Annotated in this window: 20 protein-coding genes, 2 pseudogenes and 1 other annotated feature; of the genes and pseudogenes, 13 read left to right on the top strand and 9 right to left on the bottom strand. The window is 35.7% G+C overall.

Going from position 1 to position 21,802, the window contains the following annotated elements:
• The first annotated feature begins 185 nt into the window (after positions 1-185).
• From MHI22_RS04600 to MHI22_RS04585, 4 genes are read left to right on the top strand one after another with little or no spacing between them, the layout of a single operon-like run.
• Positions 186-1,376, top strand: coding sequence for a MalY/PatB family protein (locus tag MHI22_RS04600; RefSeq protein WP_089932832.1), 1,191 nt, complete (start codon positions 186-188; stop codon positions 1,374-1,376).
• Between the two features lie 29 nt (positions 1,377-1,405).
• A complete protein-coding gene (locus MHI22_RS04595; protein ID WP_340811155.1) occupies positions 1,406-2,695 on the top strand; it encodes an amidohydrolase in 1,290 nt (429 codons plus the stop codon).
• A gap of 30 nt (positions 2,696-2,725) precedes the next feature.
• Positions 2,726-2,932 carry a DUF3311 domain-containing protein gene (locus tag MHI22_RS04590; protein WP_036126201.1) on the top strand — a complete coding sequence of 69 codons (207 nt, stop codon included), beginning with the start codon at positions 2,726-2,728 and terminating at the stop codon, positions 2,930-2,932.
• Position 2,933: 1 nt separating this feature from the next.
• Entirely contained in the window at positions 2,934-4,421 is a 1,488-nt protein-coding gene (locus MHI22_RS04585; RefSeq protein WP_036126203.1) for a sodium:solute symporter family protein, read from the top strand.
• 157 nt (positions 4,422-4,578) lie between these two features.
• Here the strand turns inward: MHI22_RS04585 and MHI22_RS04580 are convergent, their stop codons facing one another.
• The 4 genes and pseudogenes from MHI22_RS04580 to MHI22_RS04565 form a co-directional block, all read right to left on the bottom strand.
• Entirely contained in the window at positions 4,579-5,490 is a 912-nt protein-coding gene (locus tag MHI22_RS04580; protein ID WP_340811154.1) for a DNA glycosylase, read from the bottom strand.
• A gap of 543 nt (positions 5,491-6,033) precedes the next feature.
• On the bottom strand, positions 6,034-6,567 hold the full coding sequence (locus MHI22_RS04575) for a hypothetical protein (RefSeq protein WP_036126209.1): 534 nt from the start codon (positions 6,565-6,567) through the stop codon (positions 6,034-6,036).
• Between the two features lie 31 nt (positions 6,568-6,598).
• Positions 6,599-7,252, bottom strand: coding sequence for a hypothetical protein (locus MHI22_RS04570; protein ID WP_340811152.1), 654 nt, complete (start codon positions 7,250-7,252; stop codon positions 6,599-6,601).
• Between the two features lie 82 nt (positions 7,253-7,334).
• Positions 7,335-7,436 (bottom strand): annotated as a pseudogene (locus MHI22_RS04565) (hypothetical protein); the annotation flags it as partial.
• A gap of 94 nt (positions 7,437-7,530) precedes the next feature.
• Between MHI22_RS04565 and MHI22_RS04560 the strand changes: the two are divergent.
• From MHI22_RS04560 to MHI22_RS04545, 4 genes are all read left to right on the top strand, one after another.
• A complete protein-coding gene (locus tag MHI22_RS04560; protein ID WP_058843555.1) occupies positions 7,531-8,244 on the top strand; it encodes a 2OG-Fe(II) oxygenase in 714 nt (237 codons plus the stop codon).
• 88 nt (positions 8,245-8,332) lie between these two features.
• Positions 8,333-8,971: a bifunctional transcriptional activator/DNA repair enzyme AdaA gene (locus MHI22_RS04555; RefSeq protein ID WP_036126216.1), complete on the top strand. Its 639-nt coding sequence runs from the start codon at positions 8,333-8,335 to the stop codon at positions 8,969-8,971.
• Positions 8,955-9,488, top strand: coding sequence for a methylated-DNA--[protein]-cysteine S-methyltransferase (gene adaB, locus MHI22_RS04550; RefSeq protein ID WP_340811150.1), 534 nt, complete (start codon positions 8,955-8,957; stop codon positions 9,486-9,488). The genes MHI22_RS04555 and adaB overlap by 17 nt, the downstream gene beginning before the upstream one ends.
• 29 nt (positions 9,489-9,517) lie before the next feature.
• A complete protein-coding gene (locus MHI22_RS04545) occupies positions 9,518-10,336 on the top strand; it encodes an SPL family radical SAM protein (protein WP_271913493.1) in 819 nt (272 codons plus the stop codon).
• 251 nt (positions 10,337-10,587) lie between these two features.
• Here the strand turns inward: MHI22_RS04545 and MHI22_RS04540 are convergent, their stop codons facing one another.
• A complete protein-coding gene (locus MHI22_RS04540; protein ID WP_036126223.1) occupies positions 10,588-10,824 on the bottom strand; it encodes a DUF362 domain-containing protein in 237 nt (78 codons plus the stop codon).
• A complete protein-coding gene (locus MHI22_RS04535) occupies positions 10,824-11,345 on the bottom strand; it encodes a YwhD family protein (RefSeq protein WP_271913491.1) in 522 nt (173 codons plus the stop codon). The genes MHI22_RS04540 and MHI22_RS04535 overlap by 1 nt, the downstream gene beginning before the upstream one ends.
• 574 nt (positions 11,346-11,919) lie before the next feature.
• On the opposite strand from MHI22_RS04535, the gene MHI22_RS04530 reads away from it, so the two are divergent.
• The 3 genes from MHI22_RS04530 to MHI22_RS04520 all read left to right on the top strand — a co-directional run bounded on the left by MHI22_RS04530 (position 11,920) and on the right by MHI22_RS04520 (position 15,717).
• Positions 11,920-14,001: a serine hydrolase domain-containing protein gene (locus MHI22_RS04530; RefSeq protein WP_340811149.1), complete on the top strand. Its 2,082-nt coding sequence runs from the start codon at positions 11,920-11,922 to the stop codon at positions 13,999-14,001.
• A 380-nt stretch (positions 14,002-14,381) separates the two neighbouring features.
• Positions 14,382-14,732, top strand: a complete 351-nt coding sequence (locus MHI22_RS04525; protein WP_036126229.1) for a PadR family transcriptional regulator — start codon at positions 14,382-14,384, stop codon at positions 14,730-14,732.
• Positions 14,719-15,717, top strand: coding sequence for an HAAS signaling domain-containing protein (locus MHI22_RS04520; protein WP_340812696.1), 999 nt, complete (start codon positions 14,719-14,721; stop codon positions 15,715-15,717). Before MHI22_RS04525 ends, MHI22_RS04520 begins: the two co-directional genes overlap by 14 nt.
• A gap of 921 nt (positions 15,718-16,638) precedes the next feature.
• On the opposite strand, the gene MHI22_RS04515 is transcribed toward MHI22_RS04520, so the two are convergent.
• On the bottom strand, positions 16,639-16,914 hold the full coding sequence (locus tag MHI22_RS04515; protein ID WP_058843557.1) for a YqhV family protein: 276 nt from the start codon (positions 16,912-16,914) through the stop codon (positions 16,639-16,641).
• A gap of 211 nt (positions 16,915-17,125) precedes the next feature.
• Positions 17,126-17,377: a binding site (T-box leader), on the top strand.
• A 78-nt stretch (positions 17,378-17,455) separates the two neighbouring features.
• Between MHI22_RS04515 and MHI22_RS04510 the strand changes: the two genes are divergently transcribed.
• Complete coding sequence (locus tag MHI22_RS04510; protein ID WP_340811148.1) at positions 17,456-18,817, top strand: amino acid permease; 1,362 nt, start codon at positions 17,456-17,458, stop codon at positions 18,815-18,817.
• Positions 18,818-19,536: 719 nt separating this feature from the next.
• On the opposite strand, the gene MHI22_RS04505 is transcribed toward MHI22_RS04510, so the two are convergent.
• Together MHI22_RS04505 and MHI22_RS04500 are read right to left on the bottom strand one after the other, a co-directional pair.
• Positions 19,537-19,965, bottom strand: a complete 429-nt coding sequence (locus MHI22_RS04505; RefSeq protein ID WP_036126241.1) for a HEAT repeat domain-containing protein — start codon at positions 19,963-19,965, stop codon at positions 19,537-19,539.
• Positions 19,966-20,564: 599 nt separating this feature from the next.
• Positions 20,565-20,711, bottom strand: a complete 147-nt coding sequence (locus MHI22_RS04500) for a YrzI family small protein (protein WP_080717122.1) — start codon at positions 20,709-20,711, stop codon at positions 20,565-20,567.
• A gap of 341 nt (positions 20,712-21,052) precedes the next feature.
• On the opposite strand from MHI22_RS04500, the pseudogene MHI22_RS04495 reads away from it, so the two are divergent.
• A pseudogene (locus MHI22_RS04495) lies at positions 21,053-21,557 on the top strand (flavoprotein); the annotation flags it as partial.
• Between the last annotated feature and the right edge of the window lie 245 nt (positions 21,558-21,802).

The raw sequence follows: 21,802 nt of genomic DNA, 5'->3' as shown, positions 1-21,802 counted from the left end.
CATGAAGCTTCAACAACCAATCAATTTTTGTGAAGGGGATCAAACATCCCAATTTTAATTTTCGGAAAATTCTATTTTCTTATTGACGATTTTACAGTTAAGGTGCTAAACTGATGAAAATAATTGCTCAGGTACGGAAAAAACGTATTTTCGAGCAATGACGAGGAAGGGGGATGAGAGAAAGAATGATATATGATTTTGATGAAATAATTAGTCGACGTCGTACTTATTCGTTAAAGTGGGACGGGGAAGAATTAATTAAAGACATCGGTTATACAGAAAGATATGATTATGAAACGATTCCATTATTTACAGCTGATATGGATTTACCCGTCATGCAGCCTTTGATAGATGCACTTCATCAAACGGTTGATCATCGAATCTTTGGGTATTCTATTTTTCCGAATGAGTACTTTGAATCCATTCAGCATTGGTTTAAAAAAAGGCATGATTGGGTGATCAAAAGAGAGGAAATCGTATATAGTCCTGGAACGGTTCATGCTTTGAATATAGCTGTACAAGCATTTACTAAGCCTGGGGAAGGAATCATTATACAACGGCCAGTTTATCCACCGTTCACTACTGCGATAGAGCGTAATGGTAGAATTGTTCAAAATAACGCAATGAAATGTGAATCAGATGGATCTTTTTCAATTGATTTCGTAGATTTTGAAGAGAAAGCAAAGGATAAAAACACAACCATGTTTATTCTTTGTAATCCACATAATCCAACTGGAAATATATTCACCAATAAAGAATTGAAAAGGCTTTCAAAAATTTGCGAGGAACATAATGTAATCATTGTGGCAGATGAAATCCACGGTGACTTAATTAGGAAAAATAAAAGATTTACACCAATCTGTAAGGTTGTAGAAAATACTGATCATATTGTCACTTGTACAGCCATTAACAAAACATTTAATGTTGCGGGTCTTCATTGTACAAATGTCATCATTTCCAACCCCGAACGCAGAAAAACCTTTAATGACATAATGGGGATGCAGTTACCGTCACCGTTTACCATTGCAGCTCTTATAGCCGTCTATAACGAGGGAGATGAATGGTTGGGACAAGTTACGCAATATATTGACGGCACAATGGAGTTTGTAAAAAGCTTTTTAGCTGAAAACATGCCTACAGTTAAAGTAAGAATTCCAGACGGCACATATGTGATGTGGATGGACTTTAATGGATATGGTCTTTCCGATCGAGAGATTCATCATCGTATCTATAATAAAGCGAATGTTCTTCTAGAAGATGGATGGATGTTCGGAAAAGAAGGGGAAGGTTTTCAAAGAATTTGTGTCCCTTCGCCAAGACCACTTATAAAGCAAGCACTTGAACGGATTGCTGTTGAATTTCAGGATTTGGAATAGAATAATCCATTAAAATAGGGGTGTATAAAATGACAACAATCGAGTTTGAACTTAATGCTTTAAAGGTTGCAGAAGAAATCGAAGGCTATGTCATTAATATAAGAAGAGATCTTCACAAGCATCCGGAGATTGGGTTACAGGAAATACGGACTATTAAAGTAGTTACAGAGGAATTAACTAAAATGGGCATTGATTACGAGATCGTCCCGAATGGTGGAATTATTGGATTTATTCATGGGGAACAACCAGGGAAAACATTGATACTTAGAGCTGATTTAGACGCACTTCCGATGAAAGAAAACGAAAATAATTTAAAAATGAAAAAAATAGTCGTTTCTAGTACTAGTCAAGCTGCTCATACTTGTGGTCATGATGGACATACAGCAATGCTTCTAGGGGCAGCGAAGATTTTGGTTCAACATAAAGATAAGGTAAAAGGAAAAGTACTTCTTGCTTTTGAGCAAGGAGAAGAAATGGGCGGAGGCATTTACAATCTTTTAACACGCTTATATGAATTAGGGGCTGACGGCATTTGGGGCATCCATTTAAAATCTGATATTCCAACAGGGAAAATATCTGTTGAACCAGGACCGAGAATGGCTGCTTCCTTTAGTTTTAATGTGCTATTGAAAGGAAAAAGTGGACATGGCTCCAGACCAGATTTATCGGTGGCTCCATTAGATTGCTTTACAGATTTTTACAGCAATTTAAAAGCTATGAGAATAAATACTTTAGATCCTTTTAAAACCATTACCTATTCTATTGGCATGATTCATTCCGGTTCTGCCGTAAATATCATTCCAGAAAGCTTACAATTCTCAGGAACTGCCAGATATTTAGATGATGATCAAGGTTCACATGCTGCAAGCGAATTTAAACGAATCCTAGAAAAAGTTTGCGACCTACATCGTTGCACATATGAATTTATTACAGAGCCCATTGAATCGGATTTATTTGTTTACAACCAAAACGATTGCGCACACATAGCATCACTTGCTGTAGAAAAGGCATTAGGTGTAAATACGTTATATTCTTCACCAGCATGGATGGGCTCAGAATCCTTTGCGTTTTATGAAAAATACTTTCCAGGTGTATTTGCCTTCGTTGGAATAAAAAATCTTGAAAAAGGGGTTGGGGCAGAGCATCATAATGATTTCTTCGATCTAGATGAAGATGCTCTCAAGCTAGGTGTAGCTTCCACTGTACAATACACCATTGATTTTCTAAATAATGAACATCAAATCGTATTTGCGGCTGACAAAAGGGATGTCAAAAGCTTGTTTATTGATAATGGATTTGCCCAATTAATAAAACAATAGGCCATCTTATAAAAGAAGGAGATAGATAAAATGACTCGAAAAAGACTTTGTTATTTACTATCATTCATTGCATACTTTGGAATGCCTTTGGGAGTTCCCTTTATTAAAAGTACCGAACCTTATATCTTGGGACTTCCGCTTTTGTTATTTTGGATGGTTCTTTGGATTTTATTAGGGACAGGTATCATGCTTTTAGTACATCGCTTAAATCCAGACGTAAAAGCAGAGGTGGAGTAACATGACAATATCTATTGGTATTATTGCTGTGTTTTTAGGAATTGCATTAATTTTAGGCATTATGGCGAGTAGAGGGAAGGATATGAGCCTAGAGCAATGGAGTGTTGGCGGTCGGGGTTTTGGCTCTATTTTCATTTTCTTGCTAATGGCCGGAGAAATTTATACTACAAGTGCATTTTTAGGGATAAGTGGTTGGATGTATGGAAAAGGTGGGGCAGCATTCTACAACATCATGATGCTGAACTATGTCATTGCTTACTGGTTAACGCCAAAAATATGGAGCTATGGAAAGAAACATAATTTACTTTCTCAATCTGATTTTTTTGAGAAGGCATATAAAAGTAAAGCGCTTGGAATGGTTGTAGCAATAGTCGGTTTGGCGGCTTTAATTCCTTATTTAATCATTCAATTGAAAGGTCTTGGCATTATTGTTTCTGAAGCTTCTTATGGAGCCATTGACTCCAAAATCACGATTTGGATTGGAACCATTGCGATGATTGTCTATGTTATGGTTTCAGGTATTCATGGCTCAGCTTGGACAGCAGTCATTAAAGACTTCCTTATACTTGGTGTTGTTTTATTTCTAGGAATCTACTTACCATTTCATTATTATGGTGGTATTCAACCAATGTGGGAAGCTATTGAAGCCACAAATCCAGGGTTCTTAACGCTTCCAGACTCAGGTTTAAGTGCGTCTTGGTATGTTTCAACAATGATGCTGACATCATTAGGATTTTACATGTGGCCCCACACCTTTGTTGCTACTTTTTCAGCTAAAAGTGGAAATGCCCTAAGAAGAAATGCGATTATTCTACCTATCTATGCATTATTTATATTATTTGTCCTATTTACCGGAGCAGCAGCTATTCTACAAGTCCCGAATTTATCGGGAGGCGATGTTGATTTAGCATTATTCAAAATTTCCACACAAACGTTTAGCCCAGTAATAGTAGGCTTTATTGGAGCAGCAGGGCTGTTAACGGCAATTGTTCCAGGCTCATTAATTTTGATGTCTGCAGCTACACTTTTTGCAAAAAATATAATAAAGCCGTTTCGTCCTCAAATTACGGATCGACAAATTGGTATTATTGCTCGTTATACGGTTCCATTGGTTGCCCTAATTGCCCTTTATTTTACTTTTAGTGGTGGTGGTGCTATAACTCTATTATTCTTAATGGGATATGGATTAGTTACACAATTTGCACCTGCTGTTGTTTGTAGTTTCATGAAAAAAAATCCACTGTCGTTACAAGGTGTGTTCGCTGGGATAATTGTTGGCGTTATGATTGTAGGTTGGCAAGCCGCTACAGGCGCAAATCTAAGTACCCTTTTCCCGAATTGGCCAACATTTATACAAGATATCAACATTGGGTTCCTTGCATTAGGCGTTAATATTGTAGTGAGTTTAGCAGTTAGTGCATTTACAAGAAAACTTTTCATAAAGCATGATGGGGCTTCCAACGAGGAAATCGTGGAGAGTTTACCATAGTAACACATTGATATTATTGATGAATTGTAGGATAGATTTACATTTATAATAGAGCCTGTGATTATATGAAAGCTCGCAAAGAATAGTTGAAAAGAGCATGTTTTGATTCATTTGTTTCAAAGCATGCTCTTTATAATTGTTCTCATCTTAAACTTATTCAGTAAAGGACACGCCATAAATAAAAGGTAGCGTAGGATTCCCAGTTTTTCCACGGTATCGATAATTCCATGATTTCATCTTTTGTCGGCTTTCGATTCATATTTTGTAATAGTTTTATCGAATTAATAAGTCCTACATCATCGATTGGAAAGGCTGTTTGGAACCTGAGGCAGCGCATTAAAACATAATTGGTTGTCCAAGGGCCGACTCCTCGTATTTTCATTAAGCTTTTTTCAGCATCTTTAAAGTCCATTTCCATTAATTTTTCCCTCGATAATTCTCCACTTGCCATTAATTTCGCAATGCCAATGATATATTCACTTTTTTTCACCGTCATTTTAATATTTGCTAGGTCAGCAGGGGTTAATTGTGCAATTCGTTCGTATGAAGGGAACACCCAATATTTTTTACCATTCCATTCAATGAAATCGCCAAATTTTTCTACAAATTGCCTCTTTAAGGTGTACGCGAAGGCTAAGTTAATTTGTTGGCCTAAAACTCCCCAGCATAAAGCTTCAAATAAGTCGGGAATGCCGATTACTCGTAATCCATAAAATTTTTGGACAGGTATTTTAAGTAATGGGTCTGCTTTTGCCATTTCATAAAATGACGTTAAATCATTATCGAGATCAAACCATTCATGAATATATGTTACAATTTCTTGCCGCTTCCACTTTTCAATAGGTTTAGAATCATTTAGGAATTGAATCACCATTTGTTTATTATTGATTATGCTTATTTGTACTAAGGATTGAATTTTCCCAATAGTTATAACTTTCGTCATAATATTGTTCTCTATTTCGTACATGCATTCATTTTTTTCCCTTGTTAAATAACCTAGGTTAGCATTCATGTCGAAAATTGTAGGTAATGTAATAACAATATCATCATTGATTTCATACCATGTCACTTTTCATTCTCCTCGTCCTATTAAGAGTAATTTTACTTTATCACATCATAGCCCTTACTAATTTTGTTATCTTGCTCTTATATTCTTAACTCCTTATTTTTTTCTATTTATTTATCAGGTTATAGTGTTAATATGACGAGATATCGATATGGGGAAAGGTACCAACCATCTATCAAATGGTTTATAAATGAATGTGACAGTATTTTTCGGAAGATGCACTTTTCAATAGCGAAAAAAGTTACGAACCCTAGCGTGGATATTCATGTTGAAAGTAAAAAATTATGAATAAAGGGGTTTATGATCTACATTTGTTGACTTCTCGATTTCTCTTTCTTTGCTGCTTAAATTTTCCCATAGAAAAACAGCACCTCCAATTGTTAGTATGTGTCTAACAATCGGGACGCAGCACCAACCAGCTTCAGGTTCCTTAATCTCTTTTTATTGTATCCTAGACATGGATATTATAAGACCAATTCTTTATATGCATCGTATATTTATATAGAATGCAGATATTGGATGTCACCATGATTTTGAATACATTTTCTATTTAAGTGAATCAATCGTTTTAAAAATTCTTGAATACAACTCTTGTATGTTTGAATTGTTCTCTTTATGATCGATAAGCTCATACCTCCAAGTTTCATACTTGATTTCTTTATCAGTTGAGGTATTTAAATAACCAGTTGCATAACTCAAGGGTTGGATGTCAATAAATGTATCATAATCCACTCCCTCATTGACAAAAGGAATGTGAGCCTTAGTTGATTGCATAAAGAACGTCGGAATTTCTAATTCATTATAAACAGTAACGTATTGGTCATCATCTGCTTCTGAAAGAAATTCTTTAGTTATAATTACAGCGTCTAAGTCGTCTGAAACTTTTTGTGTGTTTCCTTTCAAATCATCAAAAGTTATTTTTTCAAAGACAACTTTTTCCTCACTAAAATCAGGAAATGGACCGATAATCCCGACTTTTAAATCATTCCCATTATACATTTGGTTATTTGATATGTTAGTATCACAGCCGACTATTATCAAAAGAGTAGCTAGCATAATAATAGAAAGTATTTTTTTCATGGACCAGCCTCCTATAATGGAAAAAAATGGGTTAATAACCTAAAACATCACGTTTTGTTAGACCTGTTGTTAATGATGCATAAAAACTACTTGAAGAAGCAACAGAGTAGGATGCAGTGAAAATGTTTCCAACTCCTATTGTACCAGTATGAGTGGTTGAAGTTGAATTATAAAAATTTCCATTGATTAGGAATAAGAAATGTCCATTATGAAGTTCCACTTTGATTGTGCCTGAAAAAGAGATTGGATTAGCTACAAATTCTTGTAAAAGCGGTGCTTGGTTTGTATTAATATATTTTGGTGTGCCGCCTGAGCTACATATCTGTACATATACTTGTAAGAGGGGTCTGTAAGTTTTTCCGAAAATCGGGATTTCCGTATTTGTTCCAAACCATGAACAGGACTCTGCCTTGGGAGAAAAGGTATCAAGTTTGTTATATTCAGCTAATTTAGAGTAAGCTTCTTGAATTGTAACGCCTTTTATTTTTGCATATTGCTCAGCTACCTGTTGGTCTGATAATTCAACAGTAAACTCTTTATTTGAGTTAAGTAGGTCTTCCAATTCCCTTGAGTTAAGTGTTGTTCCATCTATTATCTCTAATGTTTTACTATCAACCCTTTCCATAGCTTTTACTTCAGAACCAAAGAAAGATAAAAACAAAACGAATCCTAGAAAATAAATCAATGTTTTTCTCAGATATCTATGCTTTTCCGGATTTTTTAAAGAAGAGATTCAGTGATGTTTTATTATTTATTACGCTTACCTATACTAAGGTCCAAATTTCCCCCCTTGTTAGATCGCCTAGGTTTGCAATCATATCGAAAATTGTAGGTAATGTAATAACAATCACATCATAGCCTTTACTGATTTTGTTATCTTGCTCTTACATTCTCAACTCCTTATTTTTTTCTATTTATGAGGTTATAGTGTTAGTTATCAGGAATGTAAAGGAGGGTATAAAAATGGTCCAACATATAAAAACACGTGTTGAGAGCTTAGATTGGGAGACCATTCAACATGAATTAGATGAGCAAGGATTTGCAAAGCTTCCTGTGATTTTAACAAAGGAGGAGTGTGAATTCTTCATAGACATGTATGGTGAGGAAGAGTCATACAGAACGACAATCAATATGACGAGATATCGCTTTGGGAATGGGGAGTACAAATATTTTTCTTATCCATTACCTGACATCATCCAACATTTAAGAGAGGCTTTTTATTTGGCATTAGCAAAAACAGCTAATCGGTGGCTGAGCTATTTAAAGAAGACAGAACAGTATCCAGAACAACTTCAAGATTTTTTGAACACCTGTGAAGAGTATAATCAAACGAGACCAACACCTTTACTATTAAAGTATGAAACAGGCGGATTTAATTGTTTACATCAAGATTTATATGGTGATATATTTTTCCCGTTTCAAGTAGTATTTTTATTAAATCAACGAGATCAAGACTTTTGTGGTGGTGAATCTCTATTAGTGGAACAAATTCCGCGTGCTCAGAGTAGAGGGCATGTCATTACTTTAGAACAAGGCAGTGCGCTAATCTTTCCTACTCACCATCGACCTGTTTTAGGTAAAAAAGGATATTACAAAAATACGGTTCGTCACGGAGTAAGCACAGTTACTGCTGGAGAACGCTACGGACTTGGAATCATTTTTCACGATTCTAAGTAAAAATTAAACTTCAATATCTTGCTATTCTATTCCTAGAATTGTCCATTCTGAATTTATAGAGAGTATATTGTAAGGAGAGGTGAGATAAATGTCGGATAGTATCGATAACGGACATCGAGAGAGCCATCATCCTAGAATGATAAATGAAGTAGAAATGATAACAGAGGAAAAGTGGCAAGCCATTATAAATAATGATGCAGCGTACAATAACCAATTTTTCTACGCTGTAAGGTCGACAGGGATATTTTGTAAACCATCCTGTAAATCTCGCGTTCCGAAAAAAGAAAATGTATGCATTTTTTCAAACGCAGAACAAGCCCTCCAAGCAAATTTTCGCCCTTGTAAACGTTGCAAGCCCACTAATGAAAATCTGCCTGATAGCGAGTGGGTGGATGCAATTACGGAATACATTGATAAAAATTTCACAGAAAAATTAACGCTAGAATCGTTAGCAAATATTTGTCATGGAAGTCCGTATCATATGCATCGAACATTTAAAAAGATCAAAGGCATGACGCCAGTTGAATATATACAGGAAGTTAGAGTACACGTAGCTAAAAAGTATTTGATTCAGTCAAATAAAGCGATTGGAGATATTGCTTTATGTGTGGGGATGGCTAATACGCCTTATTTTATTACTTTATTTAAAAAGAAAACGGGACAGACGCCAGCACAATTTCGTCAAATGAGTAAAGTGGAGGAGAAGTATAATGGAAACAAAGAATAATTCAAGTCTATATTGGTCTTTACTAAAGTTCAAGGATTGGCAATTATATATTGCGTCAACTTCAAAGGGGCTTGTCTTTGTAGGTTCACAGAACAAACCATTCGAGGAATTAGTCGAATGGACAAAAAAACGCTTTCCAGGAAGTACTCTTGTGGAAGATGATGAAATGCTTGCACCTTATGTTGTTGAAATTACTCAGTATCTAGAAGGAAAACGGAAAACCTTTACTGTTCCATTTGAGTACGTAGGTACGCCATTTCAGCAAGCCGTCTGGGATGCACTTTGTGAAATTCCTTATGGGCAGACGAAATCCTATTCCGATATTGCCAATGCTATAAATAAACCAGCTGCTGTTCGTGCTGTAGGAGCGGCTATTGGGGCTAATCCAGTATTACTTACGGTACCGTGCCATCGCGTAACAGGGAAGAATGGCTTTTTAACTGGCTATCGGGGTGGATTAGAAATGAAGACATTGCTCCTGGATCTTGAAAAGCGAGCTTCATCAAATAATGAATAATTATTGCTGTACAATGAATGGGGGCCATTATGAAACATGAAATATTCTATAAAAATCCGAAAACCATTCTAAATAAAGGAACTGGCTTTCTGTCTGGCTATACGCATTCACTAAATCCCTATACAGGCTGTTCATTTGGCTGTTCCTATTGTTATGTTCGCGAAATGCCTGTATCTCTTTTCAGGGAAGGTGAGTGGGGGCATTGGGTCGATGTTAAAAACGGAGCTGCGCATGTATTACAAAAGGAACTCCATCGGGCCAAAGCAAAAGGGAATGTAACCATTTTTATGTCATCAAGTACAGATCCGTATCAACCAATAGAGCATAAGGAAAAAGTGACGCGATCTTTACTTGAAGTTATGGTAGAAGATCCCCCTGACTTCCTATTAGTACAGACTAGAAGCCCACTTGTAAGTCGAGATATCGATTTACTGCAACTTTTAAAAGATAAAGTACGGGTAAGTATGACCATAGAGACGGATAGGGAAGATATTCGCAAGCATTTTACGCCCTATGCTCCACCCATTTCAGCAAGGCTTAAAACACTCCAACAGCTTGCTGAATTTGGTATTCCTGCACAGGTTGCCATCGCACCCTTACTACCAAGTACTGAGCGATTTGCAGAAATATTGCGTCCCTTGGTTAACCGAGTATGTATTGACGATTATTTTATGGGGGACGGACGCGGTGGTAAACGCACACACAAGATGGACTTACAGGCGTTATATAGAAAACTGGAAATGGAAGAATGGTATCATCCATCCGTCTATCAAATGGTTTATAAACGAATGAGGCAGTATTTTTCGGAAGAAGAACTTTTCATTAGCCAGAAGGGTTTTGAACCCTAGCGTTAAGATGGGTAAAAGGAAACCAGCATTTTTTAATATTTTTCCTTATTGTTGTACCTAATAAGCGAACCACAATTAGTTTGCAGGTATTGTAAATAGCCATATAAAAAAGTCGATTTCTTATTGTCTAGGAATTCGACTTTTTTTAGATAGGAAATTGCTTAGCATAATATTGTAAAGGGGAAAAAATCTGGAGGGTGTTTTGGGCAAACGGCACTATTATGATATGAAGTATAAAATCCTAATCCATTTTAGTTTCGAAAATGATTGAGAGCTAGCAGGGTTGCTGAATCATATTCAGCAGGCAATTCATCTTCAAAAAAAATAGCTTCTACTGGACAAACTAATTCACAAGCTCCACAATCAATACAAATATCAGGATTAATTACATATTGGGTATCTGTCATAACAATGCAATTTACTGGACAGACATCCAAACAGACAGCCGCTTTTTCATCTCTACATAATTCTGTAATTACAAATGCCATTATAAATCCTCCCATCCAGACAATTGTTGTTTTAATTCTTCAGGTGAGTATTTCCAATAGTCTTCATTAAATTCAGATAAAAACTGATAAAGTAGTTTTTTTGAATTACTATCTACATGTTTCAAGAGAACTTTCCCTTTAAGTGCCTTATCTAAATAATTTACTTGTTCTGGCAAAGATTTATAGCCAAGTTTAATACGTCGTACTTCTTTTGATACCCGTACTTCACTTGCAGTACATCCCGCATAATAAGGACCATTTTGAGAAATTTGAATAGCTACCCAAACTATCCAATAACGATAATAATCGTCACTAGCATGAGCTAAATCAGAGGAAAAACGAACTTTTTTCTCGATTATACTTCGTCCATGTAAGGCTTCTAAATCTATAAACACCTGTTCTTTTTCACAATCTATAATAATCGACGTTACATTATTTAAATCAAGGGTTCCTACTCCGTAACCGCCATCTCCGTCTGTTGAATCGTTACTTAAAATTGTAAAATGCATTTTCTTTTTCATAGAAATCACCTCGACACACTTTTATATCCCTTCATTAATAAATGTTTAATACAATGCCCCAATTTAGAAACATCAATGATTGACAGATAAATTTAGTCAACGGTCTGAATATTTGCATAAAGCTAAAACGACATGAGAAAATCATTGGACTTTAATTTATACAGATTGATAATTTTTCTGATGCCAATAGAACAAACGCATTACGTATAGTTTTGTACAAATAAATGTACTTGAACGTTTTAGTAGTATTTTTTATCTATACGTAATGGTTGTCTAGGATTTTTCCTAATACTTTTATAGTTAAAAAGTATAAATAAAATATACAATTTATCTCATTACTTGTCTTCAGACTAACGTCTGAAATGTTATGTACTGGTAAATTAACTATAATACAGTTATTCATCCTTTAATAAATGAAAGGTAGTTGCTATAAATTTTCCCTTTTGTTTACTTTATTTTTCCTAAATTTGGTTTTATTGAAGTATACTGCTAATAAGGACAACAAAGAGAACTCTTTGGTCCAAATAACCGTAAGCGATGAAATCAATTGCTTATCTAAGGAGGAAATTCTGTTATGAAAAGTAAACTATCTGGGGTATTAGCTGCTACATTAGCGCTAACGATGTTCCTGCCAACAGGGGCAATGGCGTTTTCTAACAATAAGACTACAGTTGTAGCTAATCAAGTTGTAGCTAATCAAAAACTGGAGAAGATTGCAGCAGAGAAGGCTGCGTTACTCACGGAATCCTATGGGACGGCTAGCGTGCAATATGCGTTAATTGATAATGGCAAGCTAATTTTGTCGGGTCAGAAAGGCAAGGACAATTTAAAAGGGGAACAGTCTCTAACCAAAGATACCCAATATGGAATTGGATCGGTCAGTAAAGTGTATACAGCAGCGGCTATGATGAAATTGGTCGATGAAGGAAAAGTCGATTTAGATACTCCTGTTGTTAACTATCTTCCTGATTTTAAGATGGAGGATGAACGATACAAACGCATTACACCGCGTATGCTGTTGAACCATTCCTCCGGCTTACAAGGAACTGTGTATAGTAATGCAATTTTATTTAAAGATAATGATACCTATGTCCATGATACCTTGTTACAGCAGTTGTCAAACCAGAGCTTAAAGGCAGACCCTGGCGCGTTCTCAGTATACTGTAATGACGGCTATACGCTGGCCGAGATTTTGGTGGAAAGAGTTAGCGGTATGAGCTTCACCGAATTTCTACATCAACGTTTTACAGAGCCCCTAGAGCTTAATAATACGAAAACACCGCAGGATAAATGGGCAGACGATATACGGGCTGGACTTTATTTTCCATCCTATCAAGGGCAACTTCCTATTGAATCAGTGAATTTGATTGGTTCGGGAGGGATTTCTTCGACAGCAGAAGATATGGTAAGGTTCTCACAATTGTTTATGGGACTGGGAAAAGAGATTCTCTCTGAGAAGGCAGTCAAGGCTATGGAGCAAGAGGAATATAAAAAAGGAATGTGGCCAGAGGATGGAGATAATATTTTCAACTATGGTCTTGGATGGGATAGTGTGAAACTATATCCATTTAGTGAATATGGGATAAAGGGTTTGGCTAAGGGCGGTGACACAATATTACAACATGCGACACTGGTCGTTCTACCAGAACAGAAGATGGCCGCTGCTGTGGTGTCATCTAGCGGTAGCAGTGTTACAAATCAACTGATGGCGACTGACTTACTGCTTGCTGCACTTAAAGAGAAGGGCACAATTAAGGATATTAAGCCAAACAAATCCTTTGGCAAGCCAGTAACGACTCAGATGCCTCAAGATCTAGTAGAGAAAGCAGGCTTTTACGGGAATAGTTTCAGTCATTTCAAACTTGAAATTATGAAGAACGGAAAACTGTTCTTATCCCTTAATCCCGAAGAAAAGTATGTATATACTGCGGACGGAAGCTTTATTAATGAGGAGGGTACATCCAAGCTCAACTTCGTCACTGAGAAGAACGGACGTACTTATTTAAAAGAGAGCACCTATCAAACAGCACCAGGTTTTGGGCAAGTTGCGATGACTCAATATTTAGCTGAGAAGCTTGAAGACAATGTATTATCGAAGGAGACTGCTGCTGCATGGAAGAAACGGGAGGGCGTGAAGTTCTATCTTGTGAACGAAAAATATAGTTCTGCTCAATATCTCATACCAATGCTGCTTACCAAACAAATTAATCGTCAGGAAGACCTGGGGGGCTATTGGGAGGGCAGAAAAATTATAGGTCCAAACATGGCGGCGCATCAGCTTCAAATCCCAGTGATGAATGGCCGTGATACGACAGAGACTCGTTTCTATACGGAAGGCGGGAATGAATATATGGAAATGTCCGGATTTTTATACGTAAGTGGAACTAACGTAAAACCGCTTTATACAGGGCAGTCATCCAAAGTAACGTTGCAAGCAAAAGGACATGCGAAATGGTTTACGATCCCACAAGCGATAGCTGGGAAAACAATGAACGTGGAATTGCCATCGAACAGTTCGTTTGCGGTTTATGATGAGAAGGGCGTATGCGTCAATTTTACCGTTGTAAGCGGCAATAACAAAGTAAAGCTACCGAAGAATGGAACGGTTGTATTTGCTGGTGCACCGAACTCGGAGTTTGCTATCACACTGAACTAACTATGGCCTTCCACAAAAATGTTTAGTATTGACTAGATGAAGCCGATCCGTATCACGTATGCTATTTATCTATCATTTCTATAATTTTATATAGAGACTGATCATTTTAAACTAAGCTCGACTATCTTATGCAACAGTTCGGCAAGTTTTGTGTAGCAGTCAAAGCCCAATTTCTCTCCTACAATTCAGAGAAATTGGGCTTTTTTAGTTTTCTTAACAAAGAATATAAACATTGTTTTTATGCACCCTTTTAAATCATTTTCATGTTATTTCTTACAAGGGTATTTGAATTTGCTTGTTGTTGTAACAATAATAGTGTACGATACATAGTATAAGTTATACAGTGTATGTCATATAGTAAGTGGAATTGAGGTGAGTAAATGAGTACGTTACTGAATTCATTAACGACAGAACTTAGGAGAGGAACGCTGACATTAGCCGTTTTAAGTCAATTACGAACACCCCAGTATGGGTATTCACTTGTTCAATTATTAGAGGAAGCGGGCATTAACATCGATCAAAGTACCTTATATCCATTGCTTCGCCGTTTAGAAAAACAAGAGTTAGTGACGAGCAGCTGGGATACATCAGAGAGTAGACCGCGTAAGTATTATGTATTAAGTGACTATGGATTAGAGGTATTTTTGCAATTAAAAAGAGAATGGATTAACAATTCAAAAGAACTTTATGAGTTATTACAAGGAGATGATGATCAAGATGAATCTGACTGAGATTTATATTCAAGAGGTCACTCGGAGGCTGCCTGAAAAAAATCGTGAGGATATCGCACTTGAGTTACGATCAACCATTGAGGATATGCTACCTGACGATTACAGTGAGGATGATGTAAAGGATGTACTTGAAAAATTAGGGAACCCAGCAGCATTAGCGAGTGGTTATCGAGATCAACCAATGCATTTAATTGGTCCACGCTATTTTGATGTATATTTATCGTTATTAAAAATGATTGTCCCAATTGCCGCTGTCATTGCGTTAATTTCGATTATTGCCGAATACTTTATTGGTTTTGGTGGGGAAGAAGTGATTATTAATGCCGTCCTCACGATTATGGGTGAAGGAATATGGAGAATCATCGAAGTAGGAATACATGTCTTTTTCTGGCTAACACTCGTATTCGTCATTATTGAACGAACAGATAAAGGAAAAGATCAGCATCCGTTGTCAGCAAACCTAACAAAATGGACCCCTGAAGATTTGAAAAACATTATTTATATTCCAAAGAAAAAAGCGATTACGAAGCTTGAAGTATTTGGCTATTTAATGTGGACGGCGATTTGGGCAACTCTTTATTTTTATGCAAATCACCTTGTAGGTATATATGAAGGCGGTGGTGATGGCCTCAACTTCGTAATGCCAGCTTTCAATCAGGATGTTTTACTTCGTTATTGGCCAATTGTTATCGCTGTCATCGCTCTCGAAATTGGGTTAGCTCTCTACAAATTATTGAAAGGACAATGGACGAAAAAAATGGCAATCTTTAATACTATTGTTGAGCTTTTCGCAACCGTTGTATTCATTGTTATCTTAAGCAATCCAAATTTAATGAACCAAGAATTTATAACGTACATGAGTAAATTATTTACCATAACAACTAAGCAATTGGAAATATGGATAGTCGTCGGCGTCATCATCGTATTCATTTTATCTGCAACACTCAGTATCTTCGATGGATTCCGTAAGGCTCGAATCCGTTAATTCATAGTGGTTTATAAAAGAGTAGTACATGAGCAATTTGTAAGGATTGTTAAATATTTTGTCCAAAACTATTTATCTTAACAATGGACTAATAGTTTTGGTTTTTTTTATTTAAAGACAATAAGTCTTGGACAAATTGTCTTTGGAGTGGGAATTTAATCCTTAGATTCTATATTCTTATAGGGTAGTAACGTAATAAACATTTGTTACTTCTGCAATATACGGAATCTAAAAAATTTGGGGTATAGAAAATCAAATTGTATCACTTTTTAGAGTTGCGGCAAGCGCTGTTTGGTAATGAAGTAACTAAAATTATATAGAAAGTATAGATGAGGTATAATAGGCACGATTAGCGAAGCTGATGCAGCAAAGAAGAGAAGCGCTAGAAGAGTTGTGTATAAAGGTAATAGTCACACAAAAGTTCAATTTACTAGCAATCAATAATTTAAGGAGATTTTGGAACTAGGCAAGGCAGAGTACAACTGACAAAAACAAAGATAGAAGAACTTATTTATCAACATGGGTAGAGGTCAAGAAATATTGTTGATCGTTGTTAAGCCGAAAGAAATTGCTTTATAGATACATTCTTTATTCAAGTAGAAAACTGCCTGATGCAGTGTAATGTTACTAAACAATCTGACAATAGAAATTAGAAAAGGGTCACTGAGTTACGGTGACCCTGAATGAGGGAGGTTGTGGCGGTCAACCAACGCCACAACCGAATAAGTGCGTGCGATACACTTAATATAAATTTGTGCAGGTAGTGGTTACTTATACATAAAAAAAACGCAGCGTCGTCACACGCTACAGCAAACTAAATAATCTAAAAGATTTTGTTTAAAAAGGGCGAAAAGGTATGCCTCATAAATGTGATGTTTGTAAGAAAGAGTTTAATTAGCATTAGAGCATGGAATGTCTATATTACTTAATATGTGAGCTAATAATAATAAGTGTTATTCCCGTAAATAAGCAAATGATTCTCGTCACAGGAATTTTATCAGCTAGTCCAAATAACGCAATGGCTGTCGTTACGATTAAAGCTGTTGGACCAACCAATGCAAGCATTGTATTAATATAGAATGCTTTTTCTAAATTATTCAACTTTAGCATCAATAAGCCAGCACTTACTTCAATACTTCCAGACAATACACGTAAAATAACCATAGCAAGAACCGATTTTTCAATAATTGTCATCATCCTATCTTTATAGATAATTCTCGCATATATTATAAATCCTTCTTAGGATCATAATAGACTTCTGTTTTAATGAAATATTAAAATCAATATATGTATGATTCATATCAAATATTCTTGTTATATTATGCTTTATAGCTTTAATTGAAAAATTTTATTGACAAAATATTTTTTTTGTGTAAAATGAAAAATAATTCAAAAATATTTGTATAGAACAAAGGCTATGAAAAGAAATAGTATCAATTATTTTTACGAACAGAAAGTTACCGGTTGATGAGAGGTGCATGTAAAACGATTGGGAATTCATCTTGGAGCTGCGTACCGAAAAGATTATTCTAAGTAGGCTACGCCGGTAAGCACCCGTAATCATGTGCGAGAGTATCGTCAATTGACCGTACTTCTTAAGGTAAGTAATGTGAATTGCTTATAAATTAAAGGTGGTAACACGAGTTGAATCGTCCTTTTGGTTAATCCAAAAGGGCGTTTTTTTATTCCTTTTTTGAGCAAGTATTTGAAAATCTAAACGTATTAGGAGTAAGACATTATGAAAGATAATCATCAAGATTCACAGCTAAAGCGCGGATTAAGTACTCGTCACATGCAATTAATTGCACTTGGTGGGTCCATTGGGGTCGGTTTATTTTATGGCTCTAGTTCAACAATTCAAATGGCTGGACCATCTATTCTACTAGCTTATTTAATTGGTGGATTAGTTATTTTCACAATTATGCGTGCATTAGGAGAAATGGCAGTAGAGGAACCAGTATCAGGCTCGTTCAGCACGTACGCGAATAAATATTTAGGACGCTTTGCGGGGTTCTTATCCGGTTGGACGTATTGGTTCATGTGGATTGTCGTTGGCATGGCAGAATTAACAGTAGTCGGTGTATACATTAACTACTGGTTCCCTGATATTCCACAATGGGTAACTGCTCTTGTAGTCCTTGTTATTATGACGCTTGTAAACCTAGCAAATGTAAAAGCTTACGGAGAATTCGAATTCTGGTTTGCGATGATTAAAGTTGTTGCGATTATCGGTATGATCGTTCTAGGATTAGCCATTATTTTCTTCGGTGTTGGCAACCATGGTGAAGCAATTGGCTTCGATAATTTATGGGCACACGGTGGCTTCATGCCAAACGGTTTCCATGGTATTTTAATGTCACTAGTATTGGTTATGTTCTCATTTGGTGGGGTTGAATTAGTTGGTATTTCTGCAGGCGAAGCTAAAAATCCTAGCAAATCCATTCCTTCAGCTATTAACAATATCGTTTGGCGTATTTTAATTTTCTATATTGGTGCATTAGGCGTTATGATGGTTATTTATCCTTGGAACGAAGTTGGTTCAGAAGGTAGCCCGTTCGTTCAAATTTTCGATTATGTCGGCATCCCTGCTGCGGCTCACATTATTAACTTTGTTGTTATTACAGCAGCAATGTCTGCATTTAATAGTGGTTTATACGGTTCAGGGCGTATGCTACACAACTTATCGGTACAAAAAAATGGTCCGAAATATTTTAAAACAGTAAGCAAAAACGGTAGTCCGCATAGAGGAGTTTTATTTTCTTCAGCGGTATTATTAATGGCGGTTGTCTTAAACTATATAGTACCTGAAAAAGTGTTTATCTATATTTCTGCTGTTGCGACGGTTGCAGTCATTACAAGCTGGATGATTATTTTATTAGCACAATTGAAATTTAGAAAGTCAAAAACGAAAGAGGAAGTAGCTGAACTGAAATTCAAAATTCCGCTTTATCCACTTTCTACGTACATTGCCATTACGTTCTTATTAATGGTTATTGTGTTAATGGCGTTTATTCCAGATATGCGTGTTGCTCTATATGTCGCCCCAGTTTGGTTTTTAATTTTATTTATTGGATACAAAGTAATAAATATTAAAAAGTAGTTGAATCATTGCATTTAAATGATACTTCTTCAACGGAGACAGTCCTTTTAGTTTGCTTGATTGGTAAGATTAATAATTTTTATCCACTAGTAAACGTTTAATAACAATATCAAATGAAAGTTTGGAAAGAAACCGAAATCCAAGAAATGCTATTAAACCAACATTTCTTGGATTTTCCTTTGAATATTGTTTCTACAGCTTTTTATGCAAAGGGCTACGATAGTAATTATGCAGAGTATGTTATCTGAATAAAATGGTTGTAAAAAGAAATTGGAAGGGTTCTATGGATGATAGGTTACCCTTTTTTAATATATTGATAAATAATAGCTCTCTAAAAATGGAGGCTAATTGATTAATTTCTAAGACAATTTTAAATGTCATCTGCCAACATTTTTTGAACTAGCAACGACTTCAAGTAGGGTAGGGGAGGCAACCATCTTTTTCTTTATTATTGATTATTGAACTAACGGGGCAGTTTAGTTGAAGGGTGTTGTTTAACATGTTACTCCATAATCAGGCCATTTTCTTGAGTAACATATTTAAAGAAAATTGTTAAGGTGTTTGTTTTATCATTAAACAATAAAGAAGATAGATGATTAAAGAAAAGAAGTAATACAAGTTAATATTAGTTTCGATGAACCGCAGCGTAAGATAAGAAAAAGCCATTCCCTCCACAAGTGGAGAGAATGACTTTCCTTCATAAATCGCAAAACTACTGATTACAATTTTGCCCAACGTTCCTCTAACCAGTTCATAAATTGTACACCTTTATCGCCTTCATACGCATCAAAGACATCTAAACGCATACGTTTTAGTTTATCCGCAAAGTCTGCCACTGTATGATCCTTCGGCAAGCTCTTTTTAACCCGCAGGAAAATTTTGTCTGTTCCTTTAATAATATCAAAACGTGCAGGTGATGGCTTCTCTACGTCTTCGCCAAGCGCCGCAAGTGCTTCATAGGCTGCTACTTGCACCTTGTAGACAGTATCATGTTGCATACGATTTATTAATAAATCTATGATTTTGTCATGTTGATAAGCCGATAACTTTTCGACTGCGTCTAAACGCTCTCGCCAGCTAGATGTATAATTTGCCTGTTTTTTTAATGTTTCATACTGCTCAGGTAATGCTGTTTCAAACTGTTTCAAATAATTGCACCTCTTTTTTTAACTAGAGGAAAAATGAATTCTTTTTCTTCTGCTTCTCTTATTATACGTTGTCTTAATGAAAATAGCGATAAATCGCTGGTAAGGATATATATATAATGGAAACTAACTACATTAAGGTGAACCATATCATAATTATGTACTATCTTAAACTAACGAGGGCTTTAATTTAAGAAGACATATGCTTATGATCTTCCACAATGGGGCGCTGTTTTTGCGCTACATGGATGGCTAACGGAATAATGGAATTAAGATAAAAAATGCCAAGTTCAATTTTAGTATCGAGGAATTACGCTTTTTAGAATTAGAATTTCCCTAACATTGTAATTCAGCATTTTCTTAAATTACATCAAGTTGTATGTATAAAACATCGCTTAAAAAGTGCCTCCTAAAGCTAACCCGTTCTAGATTAGAACGGGTTAGCTTTACTGAGATTATAAAATTAAATAGCTATATTGTATTGTCACTTTATATTACTTCATCTGGTGGTTGTGTCTTTCTCCAGCCATAAAACTGCATGACGTCTTTTGATCATATAAATCATTTCAATTCCCACCTTCCATGTTTTTTAATTAACAAAATTAATATTGACGAATACGAATATAACTTTCAATTTTTCTTTGGTTCTCTTCAAAGATTTTTTTCACATTTTCATTATGAAGTGCTTGCTCACGAGAGATCTTACGTTTTGTAATAGTTATCGTGAGAGCAAAAATGTTTAATATCATTTATTATCACCTCCTTAAATTACCATGAAAAATGAAAAAAACCGTAGAGAGACTCCTCTACGGTAAAAAAAGGCACAAAAATACCGCAGGGGCACACTTCTCCCTGCGGTATGGGTATACTTAATTACAAAAAACTTAAGCGATCCATTCCGATCTGGTCGAATGTGTGATTTTCATTTTTACTGAAGTTGTAGCTACCAATGACATTAATTTAACGATAACGATCATTTCATTCGACCTCCTTAAGAATTTTTTGATTACTTTGTAAGTATACCTTTCTTTAAGTTGTTTGTAAACATCTTTTACTAAGATTTCCTGATTATTGAAGCGAGAGCTGTTATGCAACGGGTGCATGGGGAAATCCAAACCCAGCAAATTCTACAGGGGGATGGCTATAAAATGAAAAAGCATTAGTAGATCACATTGAATATGGTATCCTATACATTAATACTAAGAGATATGTCAATAAGAAAATTGCAGTTATTAGTGGTGGTCATTCGGCTAGTAATACATTATTGGTACTCGCTGAATTACAAGCAGAGAATACTGCAACAAAGCTAGTGTGGATTATGCGTAAAAAATTTGTAGCAGAAGCCTATGGTGGTGAAGCATAGTTGTGGCACAGTAAGAGCGCATGGAGAAAAAATTCTGCGCCAACTAGAAAAGGACTTCTATATAGATAGTTGGAGCTAAAAGATATAGACACGCACCAACATTTTTAATAGCAACAGGTTACGAACAAGTTCGTTCAATAACAGCTTTTTTATCAGATGATGAAGAAGCGTCAAAACGTGTGGAATTGGAGTTACCTTAAACAGTATATGCAGTATAAATCTTGCCAATTAAACAAATTCACTAAAGGGGGAGACACAGTTTTGTCCATATATACAACAGCTTATGGGTAGTTGACGTATCCAAATCCTCCTTGCCAAATAATTTTAGTTTACATAATATAAATACCTTGGTCACAATTTTCTAATTATCGGATGGTTCCTATAATTTATCGTTCAAAAGGGGATTATTCGTTTAAATAATGCTAATTATCGTTTAATGTAGATTTGTCCAATATTTATGAAAATTATTCATAAGTG

This window comes from Lysinibacillus sp. FSL L8-0312, assembly GCF_038003285.1.
In the GTDB taxonomy this organism is placed as follows: Bacteria; Bacillota; Bacilli; order Bacillales_A; family Planococcaceae; genus Lysinibacillus; species Lysinibacillus fusiformis_D.
The sequence above is the reverse complement of the archived record's forward strand: the minus strand, read 5'-3'. Positions and strand labels throughout refer to the sequence as shown.